The sequence below is a fragment of the Coprococcus sp. AF16-22 genome (assembly GCF_003461545.1).
GTDB lineage: Bacteria > Bacillota > Clostridia > Lachnospirales > Lachnospiraceae > Coprococcus > Coprococcus aceti.
The window spans coordinates 157,137-173,873 of the sequence record NZ_QTXH01000002.1 but is presented as its reverse complement, the minus strand read 5'-3'; the positions used below and the strand labels follow the sequence as shown (position 1 = coordinate 173,873).

At 45.3% G+C, this 16,737-nt stretch carries 17 protein-coding genes; 5 read left to right on the top strand and 12 right to left on the bottom strand.

Annotation, left to right across the window (positions count from 1 at the left end):
* The first annotated feature begins 134 nt into the window (after positions 1–134).
* Positions 135–701 (top strand): TIGR00730 family Rossman fold protein, encoded by a 567-nt coding sequence (locus DWW60_RS03480; protein ID WP_015534534.1) that lies wholly within the window; start codon positions 135–137, stop codon positions 699–701.
* On the opposite strand, the gene udp is transcribed toward DWW60_RS03480, so the two are convergent.
* The 3 genes from udp to DWW60_RS03465 form a co-directional block, all read right to left on the bottom strand.
* The gene (udp, locus tag DWW60_RS03475; protein WP_420314941.1) at positions 691–1,458 is read right to left on the bottom strand and encodes a uridine phosphorylase; all 768 of its coding nucleotides are present in this window, start codon (positions 1,456–1,458) and stop codon (positions 691–693) included. The two genes, DWW60_RS03480 and udp, sit on opposite strands and share 11 nt — an antisense overlap.
* A gap of 95 nt (positions 1,459–1,553) precedes the next feature.
* A complete protein-coding gene (locus DWW60_RS03470) occupies positions 1,554–1,787 on the bottom strand; it encodes an HPr family phosphocarrier protein (protein ID WP_015534532.1) in 234 nt (77 codons plus the stop codon).
* A gap of 118 nt (positions 1,788–1,905) precedes the next feature.
* Positions 1,906–2,151 carry an HPr family phosphocarrier protein gene (locus DWW60_RS03465; RefSeq protein ID WP_015534531.1) on the bottom strand — a complete coding sequence of 82 codons (246 nt, stop codon included), beginning with the start codon at positions 2,149–2,151 and terminating at the stop codon, positions 1,906–1,908.
* Between the two features lie 377 nt (positions 2,152–2,528).
* Between DWW60_RS03465 and DWW60_RS03460 the strand changes: the two genes are divergently transcribed.
* The gene (locus DWW60_RS03460; protein ID WP_117874381.1) at positions 2,529–4,361 is read left to right on the top strand and encodes an ABC-F family ATP-binding cassette domain-containing protein; all 1,833 of its coding nucleotides are present in this window, start codon (positions 2,529–2,531) and stop codon (positions 4,359–4,361) included.
* Between the two features lie 67 nt (positions 4,362–4,428).
* Here DWW60_RS03460 and DWW60_RS13465 read toward each other — a convergent pair whose 3' ends face one another.
* Positions 4,429–4,605 (bottom strand): DUF6472 family protein, encoded by a 177-nt coding sequence (locus DWW60_RS13465; RefSeq protein ID WP_165852774.1) that lies wholly within the window; start codon positions 4,603–4,605, stop codon positions 4,429–4,431.
* A 174-nt stretch (positions 4,606–4,779) separates the two neighbouring features.
* On the opposite strand from DWW60_RS13465, the gene DWW60_RS03455 reads away from it, so the two are divergent.
* Entirely contained in the window at positions 4,780–6,054 is a 1,275-nt protein-coding gene (locus tag DWW60_RS03455; RefSeq protein WP_055147356.1) for a transglutaminase domain-containing protein, read from the top strand.
* A 98-nt stretch (positions 6,055–6,152) separates the two neighbouring features.
* Here DWW60_RS03455 and DWW60_RS03450 read toward each other — a convergent pair whose 3' ends face one another.
* Positions 6,153–7,070 carry a hypothetical protein gene (locus tag DWW60_RS03450; RefSeq protein WP_055147354.1) on the bottom strand — a complete coding sequence of 306 codons (918 nt, stop codon included), beginning with the start codon at positions 7,068–7,070 and terminating at the stop codon, positions 6,153–6,155.
* Between the two features lie 147 nt (positions 7,071–7,217).
* Here DWW60_RS03450 and DWW60_RS03445 point away from each other — a divergent pair, with 147 nt between their 5' ends.
* Complete coding sequence (locus DWW60_RS03445; protein WP_055147352.1) at positions 7,218–8,573, top strand: citrate synthase; 1,356 nt, start codon at positions 7,218–7,220, stop codon at positions 8,571–8,573.
* Between the two features lie 6 nt (positions 8,574–8,579).
* The gene (locus tag DWW60_RS03440) at positions 8,580–9,140 is read left to right on the top strand and encodes a M48 family metallopeptidase (protein ID WP_055147349.1); all 561 of its coding nucleotides are present in this window, start codon (positions 8,580–8,582) and stop codon (positions 9,138–9,140) included.
* Positions 9,141–9,145: 5 nt separating this feature from the next.
* Here the strand turns inward: DWW60_RS03440 and DWW60_RS03435 are convergent, their stop codons facing one another.
* The 7 genes from DWW60_RS03435 to DWW60_RS03405 form a co-directional block, all read right to left on the bottom strand.
* Entirely contained in the window at positions 9,146–10,108 is a 963-nt protein-coding gene (locus tag DWW60_RS03435; RefSeq protein ID WP_022215985.1) for a beta-ketoacyl-ACP synthase III, read from the bottom strand.
* 33 nt (positions 10,109–10,141) lie between these two features.
* Positions 10,142–11,194 carry a glycoside hydrolase family 5 protein gene (locus tag DWW60_RS03430; protein ID WP_015534524.1) on the bottom strand — a complete coding sequence of 351 codons (1,053 nt, stop codon included), beginning with the start codon at positions 11,192–11,194 and terminating at the stop codon, positions 10,142–10,144.
* A gap of 154 nt (positions 11,195–11,348) precedes the next feature.
* Positions 11,349–13,085, bottom strand: coding sequence for an acetyl-CoA carboxylase carboxyl transferase subunit (locus tag DWW60_RS03425; RefSeq protein WP_015534523.1), 1,737 nt, complete (start codon positions 13,083–13,085; stop codon positions 11,349–11,351).
* Positions 13,086–13,090: 5 nt separating this feature from the next.
* Complete coding sequence (fabF, locus tag DWW60_RS03420) at positions 13,091–14,329, bottom strand: beta-ketoacyl-ACP synthase II (RefSeq protein ID WP_015534522.1); 1,239 nt, start codon at positions 14,327–14,329, stop codon at positions 13,091–13,093.
* Between the two features lie 141 nt (positions 14,330–14,470).
* A complete protein-coding gene (locus tag DWW60_RS03415) occupies positions 14,471–14,896 on the bottom strand; it encodes a GtrA family protein (RefSeq protein WP_117550044.1) in 426 nt (141 codons plus the stop codon).
* Positions 14,883–15,728 (bottom strand): DUF6734 family protein, encoded by an 846-nt coding sequence (locus tag DWW60_RS03410; protein WP_117874380.1) that lies wholly within the window; start codon positions 15,726–15,728, stop codon positions 14,883–14,885. Before DWW60_RS03410 ends, DWW60_RS03415 begins: the two co-directional genes overlap by 14 nt.
* A 25-nt stretch (positions 15,729–15,753) precedes the next feature.
* Entirely contained in the window at positions 15,754–16,635 is an 882-nt protein-coding gene (locus DWW60_RS03405; protein WP_117874379.1) for a hypothetical protein, read from the bottom strand.
* Positions 16,636–16,737: the final 102 nt, after the last annotated feature.

Sequence of the window (16,737 nt, the reverse complement as noted above, 5' to 3'; positions counted from 1 at the left end):
CTCCGCATTTTTTTGCGATTTTACATTATTTTATAAATAATTTCTTCCAAATTATCATTTACTTCTATATACTGTTTAATAAATGGTTTTTCGGCAGTTCAGGAATACCTGGCATTGTCACATTGGAGGTTTTTATGAATATATGTGTATACGGCGCGTCAAGCAACGACATTGACAGATCTTATATAGAAGAAACAGAATATTTAGGAAGGGAAATCGCCAAAAGAGGCCACACTCTTGTGTACGGCGCTGGAGCAAATGGGCTCATGGGCGCAGTGGCAAGGGGTGTATACGAGGAAAATGGCACCATAATAGGCGTCACTCCTTCATTCTTTAATGTTGACGGAATACTGTTTGAGAATGTCTCCGAGCTGATAACCACTGAGACCATGAGAGAGCGCAAACAGATCATGGAAGATAAGGCAGACGCTTTCATCGTAACGCCCGGCGGAATTGGCACTCTCGAGGAATTCTTTGAGATCCTCACGCTCAAGCAGCTCGGACGCCACGGCAAAGCAATCGTAATTTTCAATCAGAACGGATTCTACGATCATCTTCTGTCCATGCTCAAAGAGACGTCGGACAAAGGCTTTATGACGCCTGCGACCAACGAGATATATACCGTCATGGATAATTCAGATGAGATCCTTGACTATCTTGAAAGCTACAAGACAGACATAGGTCGTGTATTCAAGTTCTGATAAGCTTCTTCACAGCTTCAATAGCCACACGTATGGCTTTATCGGTGTCGTGTACCTCAGGATTCGGGAGACCGGCTGCAGCCCTCTCCTGATTCGCCACCACAAGGAAGCACGCACCGACCCTGACCCGCAGGAACGCTCCAACTATGAACAATGCAGCAGATTCCATCTCAGAGGCCTTGCAGCCCATCTTCTTCCACGCTTCCCATTTGTTCATAAGCTCATATCCAACCGGCATGATTCCCGGCGAATGCTGTCCATAAAATGAGTCCTTGCTCTGAACCACACCTGTGTGTGCCGTCACTCCAAGTGCTCCTGCTGACTCTCTGAGCGCATTCACCACATCTATATCCGCAACCGCAGGGTACTCTATAGGCGCATACTCTCTTGACGTGCCCTCCATCCTGACAGCTCCCGTGGCGATCACCACGTCTCCGCCGACGATCTCAGTCTGCATACCGCCACAGGTTCCAACCCTGATAAAAGTGTGGGCACCGGCGTGCACCAGCTCCTGCATGGCTATGGCCGCCGACGGGCCGCCTATACCTGTGGACGTGACACTGACCTTCTCTCCATCCAGATAGCCTGTATACGTGACAAATTCCCTGCTGTCCGCCACCAGCTCCGCATCTTCGAGATACGCTGCTATCGCCTTACATCTCTTAGGATCCCCCGGCATGATAACATACTGGCCTATCATATCCTCATTTACCTTTATATGGTATTCCAACCCCTGATCCGCTTCGTATATCATAATCATCCCTCCTGACACTTGTCTCACAGCATAGGAAAAGCAGGCTTGCAGAAAATCTGCAGCCTGCTTTTCTAAGCTTTCTTATGTATCCTATAGAATTAGCACTTAAACTCATCAAGCTTTGCCTGAAGCTCTGGTGCAACTTCTCCATGAAATTTCACTGTAAGTGGCTTCTCAAGATTTAAACTGAACACACCTAAGATTGACTTTCCATCTACGACGTACTGAGCTGATGAAACGTCAACATCATTTGGAAACTGATTCAGGTATGCAACAAACTTCTTGATGTCATCCATAGTGTTAACTTTAGCTTTCATCTCTGTAATCTGCATTGGCTGCGCCCCCTAATATCTCTTAATATTTATAAGGACATTCTAACACTCCATCAACGAATGTGTCAATGCATACAGACCACGAATTAGCTATGAAAATTATTGTAATAAATACTCCTTATGCAGCCAGCATAAATGGCTGTAATGTATTTATAAACGACTCTGTCGCTCCGTTATAGAACTTTACTGTGAGTTCCTGATCAAGTCCAAGACTAAAAACTCCCAGTATTGATTTGCCATCTACAAGATAATTCCTGTTGGATGAATATACATCAACGTCTCCATCATATTTTCTCATTGTCTCTACAAACTGTCTTACCTGCTCTACTGAATTGAGCTTAACCCTGATATTTGTTGATTCCATGATAATTACCTCCATTCCTGTCCGTAATCAATGTTCAATTTATACTACTTTTTGGAATAATTTGCAAATTACAAAATTGTAATTTTGTAAACCAATTTGTGCAAATGGCTTGTTTTTATTAACCTAAAGCGCCTTTTCAGGTTATTTTTTAGTCATGTTGTATAAATTCAGGAATGTTTTTTTACAAATATACTGTCGGGTGGAGATCATTGTCTTATATATTTTCGTCTATTTTTAATTATTCTCAAATGGTATTTCTATTATGATATGCTTCTTGACTCGTCAATTCTCCCCAATTACAATAATACTTACATGCAAAGCCGTTTTCACGGCTCATTTTGACGAAAGGGCGGGCACAAAGCCCCATAAGAACATATATGAACCTACTTACAATAAAAGGATTTTCAAAAGCATACACTGACAAGATTCTGTTCGATGACGCAGACTTTTCAGTAAATTCAGGAGAAAAGATCGGTGTCATAGGCGTAAACGGCACGGGTAAATCAACACTCCTCAAGATCATAGCCGGCATAGACGAATGTGATTCAGGACAGTTGTCAAAGGGAAACAACGTGGTCATAAAATATCTTCCACAGACCCCCGACTTCGCAGAGAAGGTCAGCATATACGACTATGTCATCACTGCAAATGTCGACGAGGAGAACAAATGGAGCATAGAGGGTGATGCCAAGGCATTTCTTCACCGTCTCGGATTTGACGACACCAGCCTCATGGTGAGCACACTTTCAGGAGGTCAGCGAAAAAAGGTCGCTCTGGCTGCGGCACTGCTGTCAAGATGTGACATTCTTGTTCTGGACGAGCCCACCAACCACCTCGACAACGATATGACAGAATATCTGGAGGATTACCTTAACAACTACAAGGGCGCTCTGGTCATGGTCACCCACGACAGATACTTTCTTGACAAGGTGTGCAACCGCATAGTAGAGATCGACAAAGGCAAAACCTACAGCTACAATACCAACTACGAAGGCTATCTCATGCTGAAGGCAGAGCGTGAGAACATCGCACTTGCCACTCAGAACAAACATCAGAATATCCTGCGCAAGGAGATCGCATGGATGCAGAGAGGTGCTAGAGCCAGAAGCACAAAGCAGAAAGCCCATATCCAGAGATATGAGAAGCTTGCAAGTGAGGAGCTTATAAAGGAAACTCAGTCTGTTACCATGAGCTCAATCGCGAGCCGGCTGGGAAACAAAACAATAGAGCTCTCCCATATAGCCAAGACCTGGCCGGGCAGACCAAGTCCGGTCATAACGGACTTCTCATACAACTTCCTGAGGACTGACAGGATAGGTGTTGTTGGCCCAAACGGCTGTGGCAAGACAACGCTCATGAAGCTCATAACCGGTGTCACCAAGCCGGACAGCGGAACCATAGAGATCGGAGACACCGTAAGGATAGGATATTTCTCTCAGGAAAATGAAGCCTTGGATCCCAACATGAAGGTACTCGACTACGTCAAAGAAACCGCAGAGTATATCCAGACCACCGAAGGTCTCATGTCAGCATCCACAATGTGTGAGAGATTTTTATTTGACGGCACTCTGCAGCACCAGCGCATAGAGAAGCTCTCAGGAGGCGAGAAGCGAAGACTGTATTTGTTGAAGGTTCTCGTATCATCTCCAAATGTACTGATCCTTGACGAGCCGACCAACGATCTGGACATTTCCACACTGTGTATACTTGAGGACTATCTCGATTCCTTCCAGGGCATATTGATAGTCGTATCACACGACAGATATTTTCTGGACAGAGTCATAAGAAAGCTTCTGGTGTTTGACGGCTGCGGCGGAATCTCACAGTTTGAGGGCGGTTATACCGATTATTATCTGACCCACGGTTCATTTGCCAACAGCACATCGGCAGGGGCAAATACCCAGACAAAGCCGGAGCGTGTCAGCACAGCGGACAAGGAACCTGCCCAGAAAAAGAAAACGCAGAATCCATCCGTGAAGAAAAAGTTCTCCTTCAATGAGCAGAGGGAATATGACACCATAGAGGACACCATCGCCCAGAAAGAAGCTGAGATAGAGCAGACGGAGACCGATATCAACAACTCTGTGTCAGATTTCGTGAAGCTTAACGAACTCACGCAGAAAAAGGAACAGCTTGAATCAGAGCTGGATCAGCTTCTGGAGAGGTATGTGTATCTCACGGAGCTGGCGGAGTCATTTGAAAAGAACTGATCACATTGATCATTTGCCAGAAAAACGGGAGACGCGCTGCTGCACATCTCCCGTTTTTCTTCAATCGTCACATCTGATGTCTCACTATCCTGTATTCATCATCCAACTGAAAATACGGACAATTGTCGTAGCCTCTTGCCACAAATCTGGCAAAGTCATCCTCATCCATATTCACCAGGCACTCATAAAAATCATCTTCGTCATCGTACACATAGTGTGCACACATATCGCAACTGGAAGCCATGTGTTTCCTCCTTCCATCCGTTAACCATCAGGTTTTTACTATTATACACATATGCGAAGCAAAATCCAACCGCTTTAACCCATTTTCTCTGGCAATAATAACCATAATGTGTTATTATTGAAGGAAGTATATAAAGGGGCTTTGCATAAGCAAAAGAAGGAGTGTGTTCCAGTTATGAAGAAAAAATTTCTTGTACTGCTGCTTACGCTTACCATGATATTATCATTTTCTCCATATGTCGCAAAGGCGGCGGATACAGATGATACGGACAGCAGTAACAAAACCGATACCATAGATGGCAGAACTTATTTCTATGACCAGTTTGACAACAGTGCGTACAGAACCGTCTACAAACAGATCAACGATGCAGCTCAGAAATTCAACGAGTCGACATCCAATGCTTCTTATCAGGACGGCGGATATTACACAGCATTTACATTGTCGGTCAGCAACAAAGACTGGGAAGTTATCGGAAACGATGGAATGGATCAGATCGTCAACGCTGTACTCGCCGATCATCCTGAGTATTTCTGGATGTCCGACAGCTATCAGTGCAAGCAGGAATCCTCGGGAGAACTCAGATATACAGCTCTCACCATCGAGTGCTATTCACTGTATGCCAACGGAGATACACGTTCCATATACAAGAACAACTTTGACCTGACCGTCAAGAATTATGCAGCTTCTCTGGATGAGAGCGCAAAGGATTACGAGAAGGTATATCTTATACATAATTCGATCATCAACAAAGTTTATTATGCCTCAGATGCAACATCTAAGAGCAAGGACAACATATACGCATACACCGCAGACGGCGTGTTCAACTCCAAGTATCAGTCGGCAGTCACCTACGGATACGCAAAGGCTTTCAAGGCCATTATGGATTACGTCGGTGTGCCATGTCTGTACATTGAGGGACAGAATTCAGATCTTCTGGACGACTCGATGGACACACAGAAGCAGCTCAAAGAAGAGAGTTACATCAACAACTGTGCATGGAATGCCGTTTATCTCGGCGGAGAGTGGTATCTCATCAATCTCGGTCTGGACGATCCTATAACCACAACAGGTAAGGAGGCGTTGTCATATACATACTTCAATGTAACCGACGAACAGGCAAGCAACCTTACAGCCATCACATCAAGACTTCCGGGTATACCAAAGTGTACCGGAACAAAGTACTGCCTCTCAAAGGTTCAGGCAGATCTTGAAGCGGATGGACTGTGGGAGAAGTCAAGCTACAACATAATCGACAAGATACTGGACAAATACGGTTTATCCGTAGTCCTCATAAGCATAGGTCTTATCCTGCTTCTGGTGGTAATGTTCATCAAGAACATACACAAGAGCAGATCGAAGAAGAAAAAGGAAAAGGTTAAAAAGACCAAAACAACAGTGGTTGACAACTCAGAGCTGGATGCAGAGCTGAGAAAGCCGCCTATCTCATAAAATACTAAAATCAAAAAGCTCAATGCTTTCGGATTTCATCCCCGTCAGCATTGAGCTTTTTTCTGTCATTTTTCAAGATATTTTATTTCGTTCACACCCTACTCATCAAAGTTACTCTTGAGTACATTTACGGTGATCTGTCTGGACGCCTTGTTGCCTGCCCAGTCCTCCGATGTGAGAGTCACTGTTACGGTTCTCTCCTTGCTTGTGTCCACATCCTGAGACGCTTTAAGCGAATCCTGCACATCTGGATCCTCATCTGTGACATTGTAATAATCACTCCAGTTTATATCCGTTCCCATAGAAACGTCTATCTCGTCTGGGCCGTCTATGTATGGATTTACCTCGTCAACAACATTTATCACAGCCTTTTTTGTCTTGCTTAACTTTCCACGTCTGATCTTATATTTGATGGTGTACTTACCAAGCTTATCCGGTGCAAATTCTGAGTTGTCATATTCCAGCCTGGCATCATTGCTGTCCGGCTCAATATAGTTTGTTATATCAAATATATCACCCATATTATAATCCGTCTGGATCTGCTTGACCCTGAGCATGCTGGATCTCATGATCATCGTGATCACAAGTGCAAGCACTATTCCAACCACCAGAGCCGCCACGACCATCATTTTCGTATTCAGCTCATATCGCTTCTTTTTATTTCTGCTCTGCGCGGATTTTTTACCGGAACCTGTTGACGATCTGCTATTCGCCGGTCTCCTGGTCTTGCTTCCTGAAGACACGGACTTCACCGACTTTTCAAGTGGACGTCCCGTACTTGTGCGCCTTTTGTCCTGCGCAGTTGCACTTTTCGGACGACTCGCCGATGATAAGTGGCTGCCCGATGCCGGACGATTTCCCGACACAGGACGGCTGCCTGATGCTGACCGACTGCCTGACGCTACTCCCTTGCCCGGCTGTGTCTTTTTCACACTGCTCGTTGTTGCACGGCTCACAGTTCCCTTATGAGCTCCTGCGCTCCCTTTATTCTGCCCCATATCCTGTCTGTCTGCCAATTTATATTACCTCCTAAAACATTTGTCTTAACTTTATTCTCAGTACATTATACATAATATTTTACACCCATACAATCATTTCGGATTGCAATAGTTGTAAATAAGTGAGATAATTCAATGAAGACTTACCTGAAAGGAGTATTATATATGTCAATCAATAATCTTAGTTCATTTACGAAGGAGCGTCTTGGTCTCTGTATTGAGAACGATACCATAGATAACAACCTCTACGAGGAATACGGCGTAAAGCGTGGACTTCGCGATCTGAATGGAATAGGAATAAATGCCGGCATCACCAACATTTCACTAAGCCGGGCGTATACAATGGAGGACGGAAAGCATACTCCTACTGACGGTGAATTATATTATAGAGGTTACGAGATCCGCCAGTTGATAGACGGATTTACAAAGGAAGGACGATTCGGTTTCGAGGAGTGTACATATCTGTTACTGTTTGGAAAGCTTCCGGACGAGAATGAGCTTGCCAAGTTCAAACAGGTCCTCAACCTTGCATACGACCTTCCACACAACTTTATACAAGATGTCATAATGAAGAACCCTACCAAGGATATCATTTCAAATATGACCAAGAGTATCCTTGCCCTCGGATCATACGATAAGTCTGAGACGGATATATCTCTGGACAACGTTCTTCAGCAGTGTCTTATGATAATAAGTGTATTCCCAAGACTCGCTGTATATTCTTTCCAGGGATACAGACATTATGAGCTTGGCAAGAGCTGTTATATACACAAGCCGGATCCTGAGCTTTCATTTGCAGAGAATATCCTGAGCATGCTCCGTTCAGACAGAAAGTACACACAGCTTGAGGCAAAGGTTCTCGATCTTGCCCTTGTTCTCCACATGGAACACGGAGGCGGAAGCAACTCTACGTTTACAACACGTGTTGTCACATCATCCGGCTCAGATACATACGCCACAGTCGCAGCAGCACTCTGCTCACTCAAGGGACCGCTCAACGGCGGTGGAGACCTCAAGGTCATGGAGATGATGAAGAACATACACTGCAATGTCGAGGATGTTACGGACGAGGAGCAGATCCGTGAGTACATCAGGAAGATCGTGCGCGGCGAAGCATTTGACAAATCGGGCGTGGTATACGGAATGGGCCAGCCTGTATACTCTCTGTCAGATCCAAGAGCTGTCATTATCAAGGAGTATGTAGAAAAGCTCGCCGAGGAGAAGCACGAGAAGGACGAATTCAAATTATACGAGCTCATAGAGCGCATCGCACCTGAGGTCATTGCCGAGGAGCGCAAGATCTACAAGGGTGTGTGCATCAACATAGATTACTATTGCGGATTGTTATACAAGATGCTCAAGATCCCTTACGCCCTCTACACACCACTATTTGCCATTGGCCGAGTGGTTGGATGGAGTGCGCATCGTATGGAGGAGCTGATCAACAGCTACAAGATAATGCGTCCGGCTTATCCAAGTCTTGTAGAGCCTAAGGACTATGTACCTATCAAAGACAGGTAATATGCCATGAACAATTCTGATAAATTCGAATATTCTGTCGTCAGGAGCAGGCGCAAATCTATCTGTATCGAGATAGACAGAGACCTCAACATAAAGGTTCGTGCGCCCCTCAGAATGACCGACAGTCAGATCCAAAGCTTTGTGGATTCCAGACAAAACTGGATCCGTAGCCATCTGGAAATCATGCAGAAAAGAATTTCCAATATGTCAGACGAAAAAAATCCAAGCACTGCCCTGACAGATGCCGATATAAAGGCACTGTCAGAACAGGCTCGGATATATATTCCTTCACGTGTAGAACATTTTGCTCAGATAATAGACGTGACTTACGGAAGGATCACCATCAGGCATCAGAAGACCCGCTGGGGAAGCTGCAGCTCCTCCGGTAACCTGAATTTCAACTGTGCACTGATGAACACCACTCCCGAAATCATAGACTACGTGGTAGTCCACGAGCTGTGTCACAGAAAGCAGATGAACCACTCCGCACTTTTCTGGGCCGAGGTAGAAAAAGTACTCCCAAACTACAAGGAGCTCCGTTCCGCCCTCAAAAATTACAGGTGTTAAAGCCTCTACCACTCCATAACCACAGCGCCGTATGTGAGCCCTGCGCCGAATGCCGACATGGCGATCTTGTCGCCGCGCTTCAGGCCGTGCTCCCTCACGAGCTGGTCGAGAAGTACAGGTACACTCGCCGCAGACATATTTCCTGTGTAGTCGAGAGTCGTAGGGAACTTCTCAAGCGGTGCCTTAAGTCTCTTGGCAACAGATTCAATAATTCTTACATTTGCCTGGTGGAGTACGAAGTAATCCACATCGTCAACGGTCATTCCAGCCTTGTCAAGAGCCTCCTGGAGGCACTTAGGACACTGTCTCACCGCAAACTTGTACACCTCCTGTCCATCCATATACAGATAGTCATGATTGATCTCATCTTTTACAAATATATTGTTGGTCTTTCTGCTCTCGCAGTTGAGCACCATACCCTTCTTGCCGATTGAACCCTGGACAATGCTTATGATTCCCTTGTCAGACTCCTCTATATAAGCGGCACCTGCGCCATCTCCAAACAATACGCATGTACCTCTGTCATTCCAGTCAAGTATCTTTGACAGCGTCTCCGAACCTATTACAAGAGCATTCTTCACAAACCCTGTCTCTATATACATCTTTGCAACATTGAGGGCAAATACAAAGCCCGAGCATGCCGCATTCACATCAAACGCAATCGCCTTATCCGCACCTATAGCCGCCTGAACCTGACACGCCCCGCTTGGTGTGTAATAATCCGGAGTGACTGTGGCAAGCACTATAAGCTCCACATTCTCTGCGGACTTCCCTGCCATCTCAAGTGCCCTCTCAGCAGCCTCAACAGCCATGCTCGTCGTCGTCTCCTTAACAGCTATTCTTCTGTTCTTTATACCTGTTCTTGAAGATATCCACTCATCAGATGTATCAACATACTTTGCAAGCTCATCATTTGATACCTCTTTCTCCGCAAGGCAGCTTCCTGTTCCTAATATTCTGATTGCCATTATATATTTTCTCCCTTTTATCCGTTATTCTCTTTATTCTTCCTTGTCTCCAAGCAGCTCAGTCACATACTCACCCCATTTTGTGAGTTTCTTATATCCCTTAGTAAACATGGATGGCTCCACCGTATCGTCATATCCAACTGCGATCCATCCTATATTATGCTTTTCCAGATATCTGGTAAATTTTATTCCAAATACATTTCTGGTGCCCTTCAGCTTCTCATTCTTGACCTCGACATCATCGTCTGCATATCCCCACTCTGTCACTATAAGAGGATAACTTGTCACATAGCCCGACAGGAACTTCTGCCAGAACACCTTGTCTGGGTAAACATGAACAGAGAACGCAGTATTGTCATTCTTCACGCCAAGCTCGTCAAGCCATCCGAGATCATAACAGTAATCCGGACTTCCAACGATTATAAGCTGCTTTGCGCCGGCATCCCTTATAACTCCTATAAGGCTCTCCGCGCATCTCTTCCACTCTGAATCACTCATGCCAACCGGCTCATTGTATATCTCAAATATAACATTTGGAGTGTTCTTGAAATAATCCGCAATGTTCTTCCAGAATTCAGCAGAATAATCCAGCGGATTCTCGTCGAGATCCGGCATCTCATCCCCGGAACCATCTATCGGGTTACCTGTATAATCCCAGTCGAGAATAACATAGTTATCGTTCTCTCCGGCCCAGGTAACTATGCGGTCAAGATATCTCCACATATAGTAATCGTCATTCTTGTACTCCACAGGGCTTATTGGCACCCTTATGGCATTACCACCCTTGGCAAATACATCCTTGTAGAAATCCTCATTAAACTTCTTCTCCTCATACAGACTGCGCGACTCTGGAACCATCACACCCTTGAGAACAACCTGTTCTCCGTCTGCATTCAGGATCTGAGTCCCCTTCGCTGTAAGCATGGTAGGATATTTGTCTGTATCACCGATAAATTCTGCACGTGTTCCCACAGGTGTCAGCAGATCCTGCTCCTTGCCCCGCAGGTACATCACGTACCATATGATTGCTGCCGCAATGATGGCGGCCACGATAACTATCAAAGTAACCTTTATCTGTTTCTTCATAAACGCTCCTCCAATTCAAGCTGTATCTTCAGCCATATACATAAAGTTTACCAAAAAAACACCATCACTTCAACATATGCATGAATAAAAGGCATTCCCCGTGAGATAAATTTCTCACTTGAGAAATGCCTTTCATCTATAGTATATCTGTGATCTACAGATTTCTGAATCTGTCGTATCTGTCCTGTGCGATCTCCTCAGGAGTCTTGTCTGAATACTTCTTGAGGAATTCCTTAATGTTCATCTTAAGGTACTTGCCTATATATGGAACTGACTGCTCATCTGCTCCGCCGTACTCAGGTACGACCTGCTCGATAACGTTCAGTCTCTTGAGATCCTGCGCTGTAATCTGCATAACTTCTGCAGCCTCCTCAGCTCTGTTGCTGTCCTTCCAGAGGATAGACGCATATCCCTCAGGTGAAAGGATTGAGTATGTCGCATTCTCAAGCATCCATACCTCATTGCCGACTGCAAGGGCAAGTGCTCCACCGCTTCCGCCTTCTCCGATAAGGATACAGAGTACAGGAACCTTGAGTGATGACATCTCATAGAGATTTCTCGCTATGGCTTCACCCATTCCTCGCTCCTCAGCCTCAAGTCCACAGAACGCACCCGGTGTATTTACAAATGTAATGATAGGTCTGCCGAACTTCTCAGCCTGCTTCATCAGACGAAGAGCCTTTCTGTAGCCATCAGGAAGAGGCATACCAAAGTTTCTCTCCATGCACTCTGCCATGGAAGCTCCCTTGACCTGTGATATAACTGTTACAGGCTGTCCATCTATATGACCGATACCACCCACAATGGCTCTGTCATCATTCATGGTTCTATCTCCGTGGATCTCACGGAAATCATCGCATATATACTTCACATAGTCGAAACCTGAAGGTCTGCTCATCTGACGAGCACCTCTGAGCTTCTCCCACGGAGTCTTAGGCTCGTCATCCTTGAGTCTCTCCTTGAGGATCTCGCTTATGTCAAATTTCTCATCTTCAACAGCACTGTCAAAGTTAGCATAGCCCTGTCTCTGCTTATGTGTGACGATGAGATCATACATTGTGTCCTTCATCTTGTCTCTTGTGATTATGCCATCTATGATACCATGCTCAACAAGGAACTCTGATCTCTGGAAGCCCTCTGGAAGCTCCTGACCAATAGTCTGCTTGATAACTCGTGGTCCTGCAAATCCTACGAGCGCACCTGGCTCTCCAAGGATAATATCTCCAAGCATTGCAAAGCTGGCTGTAACACCACCTGTTGTAGGATCTGTAAGAATAGATACATACAGAAGTCCTGCATCAGAATGTTTCTTGAATGCAGCGGATGTCTTGGCCATCTGCATCAGAGAAATGATTCCCTCCTGCATACGTGCACCGCCTGAACAGCAGAACATGAATACCGGAAGCTTCTCCTCTGTAGCCTTCTCGACAGCTCTGGCAATCTTCTCACCCACAACATATCCCATGCTGCTCATGAGGAATCTTGCATCACATACACCAACTACAGCAGGCTCACCATTGATGGTTGCCTTTCCTATAGTAACAGCCTCCTTGAGGTTTGTCTTGGCCTGTGCAGCCGCAACCTTATCCTCATAGCCCTCTGTTCCAAGAGGATTTGAGCTTGGCATATCCTCAAACCATGGCTCAAATGACTTTGGATCTGTGACCATTCTTATTCTGTTCTTGGTCTTAACTCTGAAGTAAGAACCGCACTCATAACAAATGTACTTTGCGTTCTTCACTCTTTCCTTCTCAACTTCTCTTCCGCACTTAGGGCACTTTACAAGCTCCACCTTTGGTGCTTCCTGAATTCCCTCAGCAGCCTTTGCCTCCTCTGCAGCCTTTGCTGCAATTATCTCGGCATCCTTTGCCTTTTTTTTGATAAATAACATGATATTTACTGCTCCTTATACTTCTGTAAGACGATACATGCATTGTGTCCGCCAAATCCAAGTGAGTTGCTGATCGCAACATCAACGTCCATCTCGCATGGCTCCTTACAATAATCCAGATCAAGCTCCTCCTCGCTCTCCACAAGGCCTCTTGTTCTGTGGATATAACCTTCCTCTATACTCTTGACACAGGCAATACACTCGATGGCTCCTGCTGCACCGAGAAGATGTCCTGTCATAGACTTTGTTGAATTGATCTTGATGTCCTTTGCGTGATCGCCAAATGCCTTCTTGATAGCACGTGTCTCAACAAGATCGTTCAGATGTGTGCTTGTACCATGAGCATTGATGTACTGAACCGCATCAAGTGGAAGTCCTGCATCCTTAACCGCATTGGTCATGGCAACTGCTGGTCCCTCACCTGACTCCTCAGGTGCTGTGATGTGGTGTGCATCACTTGAACATCCGTAACCTGAAAGCTCTGCGTAGATCTTTGCACCTCTTGCCTTTGCGTGCTCAAGCTCCTCAAGAATAACAATACCTGCACCCTCACCGAGAACGAATCCGCTTCTGTCCTTATCAAATGGAATAGAACATCTGTCTGGATCTGTTGATGATGTAAGTGCTGTAAGTGAATCAAATGTTGATATACCGATAGGTGTAACTGCTGCCTCACATCCGCCGGCTACCATGACATCAGCGTCTCCGTACTGGATCGTTCTGAATGCCTCACCGATACTGTTTGTTCCTGAAGCACATGCTGTTACAACATCTATACTCTTGCCCTTGAGACCAAACTGGATCGCAACGTTACCTGCTGCGATGTTGCTGATCATCATAGGAACTACGAATGGACTTACACGAAGTGGTCCCTTTGTAAGTATGGTTCCATATGCGTTCTCAAGCTCCTGAAGTGAACCAACACCTGAACCAATACATGTACCAACTCTGTAAGCATCTTCCTTTGTCATATCAAGTCCTGAATCTGCCATAGCCTCCTGGGTTGCCTTCACAGCAAACTGTGTGAATCTAGCCATACGTCTTGCAGACTTTGGATCAATGTAGTCCTTTGCTACAAAGTTCTTAACCTCGCCGACAAGCTTGCACTTGTATGCTGAAGCGTCAAACTGTGTAATAGGTCCGAAGCCATGCTTTCCTTCCTTAAGTGAATCCCAATACTCGTCAACTGTATTGCCGACTGGAGTTATGGCTCCTATACCTGTTATTACTACTCTCTTCTTCATACTTATCTCCTTGCATTACTTATTCTGCTTTTTTTACATATTTAACTACTCAATTATACTCCAACTGTCAAATGTTTGGAAGTAATTGTGTCCATGTTTTTCTATAAAATTTCGATAAACATTCGCATTTATACATATCTCTTACAGTTTTTCCTTTATCTTTCTGAATATAAACTTCTTGCTTATATAATAATTGAGGAATATCACCAGCACTGATGTGAACGTCTTTATGCCCATCGCCCACAGGTGAAGCCTGTCAACCAGTATATAGATCAGGCCCTCCTCCACCACCAGTGTGAACACCCTGCTCACGTAGAATGACACCAGTTCTTTTATGAACTCCCATGCAGTCTCTGCGGCAGTGTGGAACACCGATTTTCTATTTGTTATGAATGACACAAAATTGTACAGTATCCATGCTAGGAAGTTGGCCCTGACAGGTTCTATCCCGCATTTGTACATAAATATCCAGGCGGAGCCAAGATTTACCGCTCCCACGACAATTCCCCACAGTATATATATGTATATCTCCCTGGGTATCTTCTTCAGCACTTTATCTACAAACATGTAACTCCCTTATAACATCCGCCTCTTCCGGAAACTCCCGCTCTATCCGCTCGCAGAGACGCCCGTTAAACTCAACCCTTTTCCCATAGTTAAACTTCAGAATATTCTTATATCCCCACAAATGTGTGAACACATCCTGTCTCTCTATATCCGCCGCCTCAGGAAAAAATGAAGCAATGATCTTTCCCTTTCTCGCAGCACACATCGCAAGCAGTCTCTGCTCCGCAAATACCATGTGGCACAGATTTTCCTCAGTCTCCCTACAATTCTCCATAAACTGTATGGAACTGTCCACATAATAGTTCTTAAATTGCTCCTTAGCCATATATAGCATACAGGTATTTACCGGCGGAACATCCCAGCTCCACAGGGGATCAAAGCTGTACGAACTGTCCATATTGAAGAAGTCCCTGCCGGGATATACATCCGGATATATTCCTTCTCTGTGTATTGCACAAATATCCGTCCCCGCTATGTATTCCCCTATATTCTTCCACACTATAAGGTCCAGATCCACCATGACCGCCGGCATATGCGCCGCCTTAAGCGCATACAGCTTGCCCGCAGCCCAGAACACTCCCGGGGATATGCTGTCAGGAACCTGTATCTCTTTTATGCCGCCATTCCATATATGCGACAATCCCTGTCCCTCAACATAATCAATGGCCCTTGCATCACCGTAAAGTGTGATAGGGCCATTCATTTTTCTCCACATAAGAGCAGACAGGATCATGGTCAAAAGCTCATAATCCTGCATGCTGTAAGTGTCATCTTTACTTTTCTCAAAATAAGGAGCAGTCCACAATGTGTGGAATCCCTCTATATCCTTCATATATCCTCCAAGATCCGGTCATGTACTAGATCAGATCCAGTCCATATCCAAACTTAGCATTGCCACCAATCCGGCTGGCCGGTCTTCTGCTTCTGTTGATAAGCTGCCACTCCTTAGGGAACTCAACCATCAGCTCCTGGCTTGTTCTGATTGAATCCATACTGTCCTGTGGCCACTGTGTGTCACTTTCAAGCACCATCGGCATATTTTTTATCCGCTGACTTCCAAACACTCTGTACTGGCTTCCCGCCAGGTATCTGAAGCCTCCCTGACTACCGAATAACTGTCTCATCTGACTGCCATTCCACCGGAACCGCTGACTTCCTATCATTCTATACTGGCTTCCCGCCAGGTATCTGAAGCCTCCCTGACTTCCAAACAGCAGTCTCATCTGACTGCCATTCCACCGGAACCTCTGACTTCCTGTCATTCCACTCTGACTTCCCATCAAAAGCTTCTGGCTTCCAGTATCCACAGTCTGTTTCGCAGCTTCGCATCCAAGCTCTTCGTATCTGTCCTCAAAAGGGATCATAACTCCACCGCCGAATTCCACACTGAAAGGCCTGCCGTCCATCATGACATATGTCCTATAAGGATACAGTCTGCCATTCTGCGCTATCAACTTCATATATACCGGGAGTCCCTTGTCGAGCCTGTGGAATCTGTACGCCTGCGGTGTGGTTGCTTTGACGAAATATCCTCCCGCCGGCAGTGAATATCCAAGCACTGCATCAAGCTCACCATCCCATTCAATATATACTCCGAATTCTCCAGTCTGGGCATCATAATTCCTGAGGTCAAAATATGCCTTTCCCGTGACAAAAGGAAGCATCCTGGCTATTCTATTGTCAAATAGTGCCACACTCTCGCCGGCACCTCTATTTAAAGACGAATATATGAAACCCACACACAATCTCCATTCCCAAACTAGCCAAAATTCTATATCCGACTATTTGCCTTATACTATGTATGGTACTCTATTTCTCCATATAATTCAATTTAATTTGAG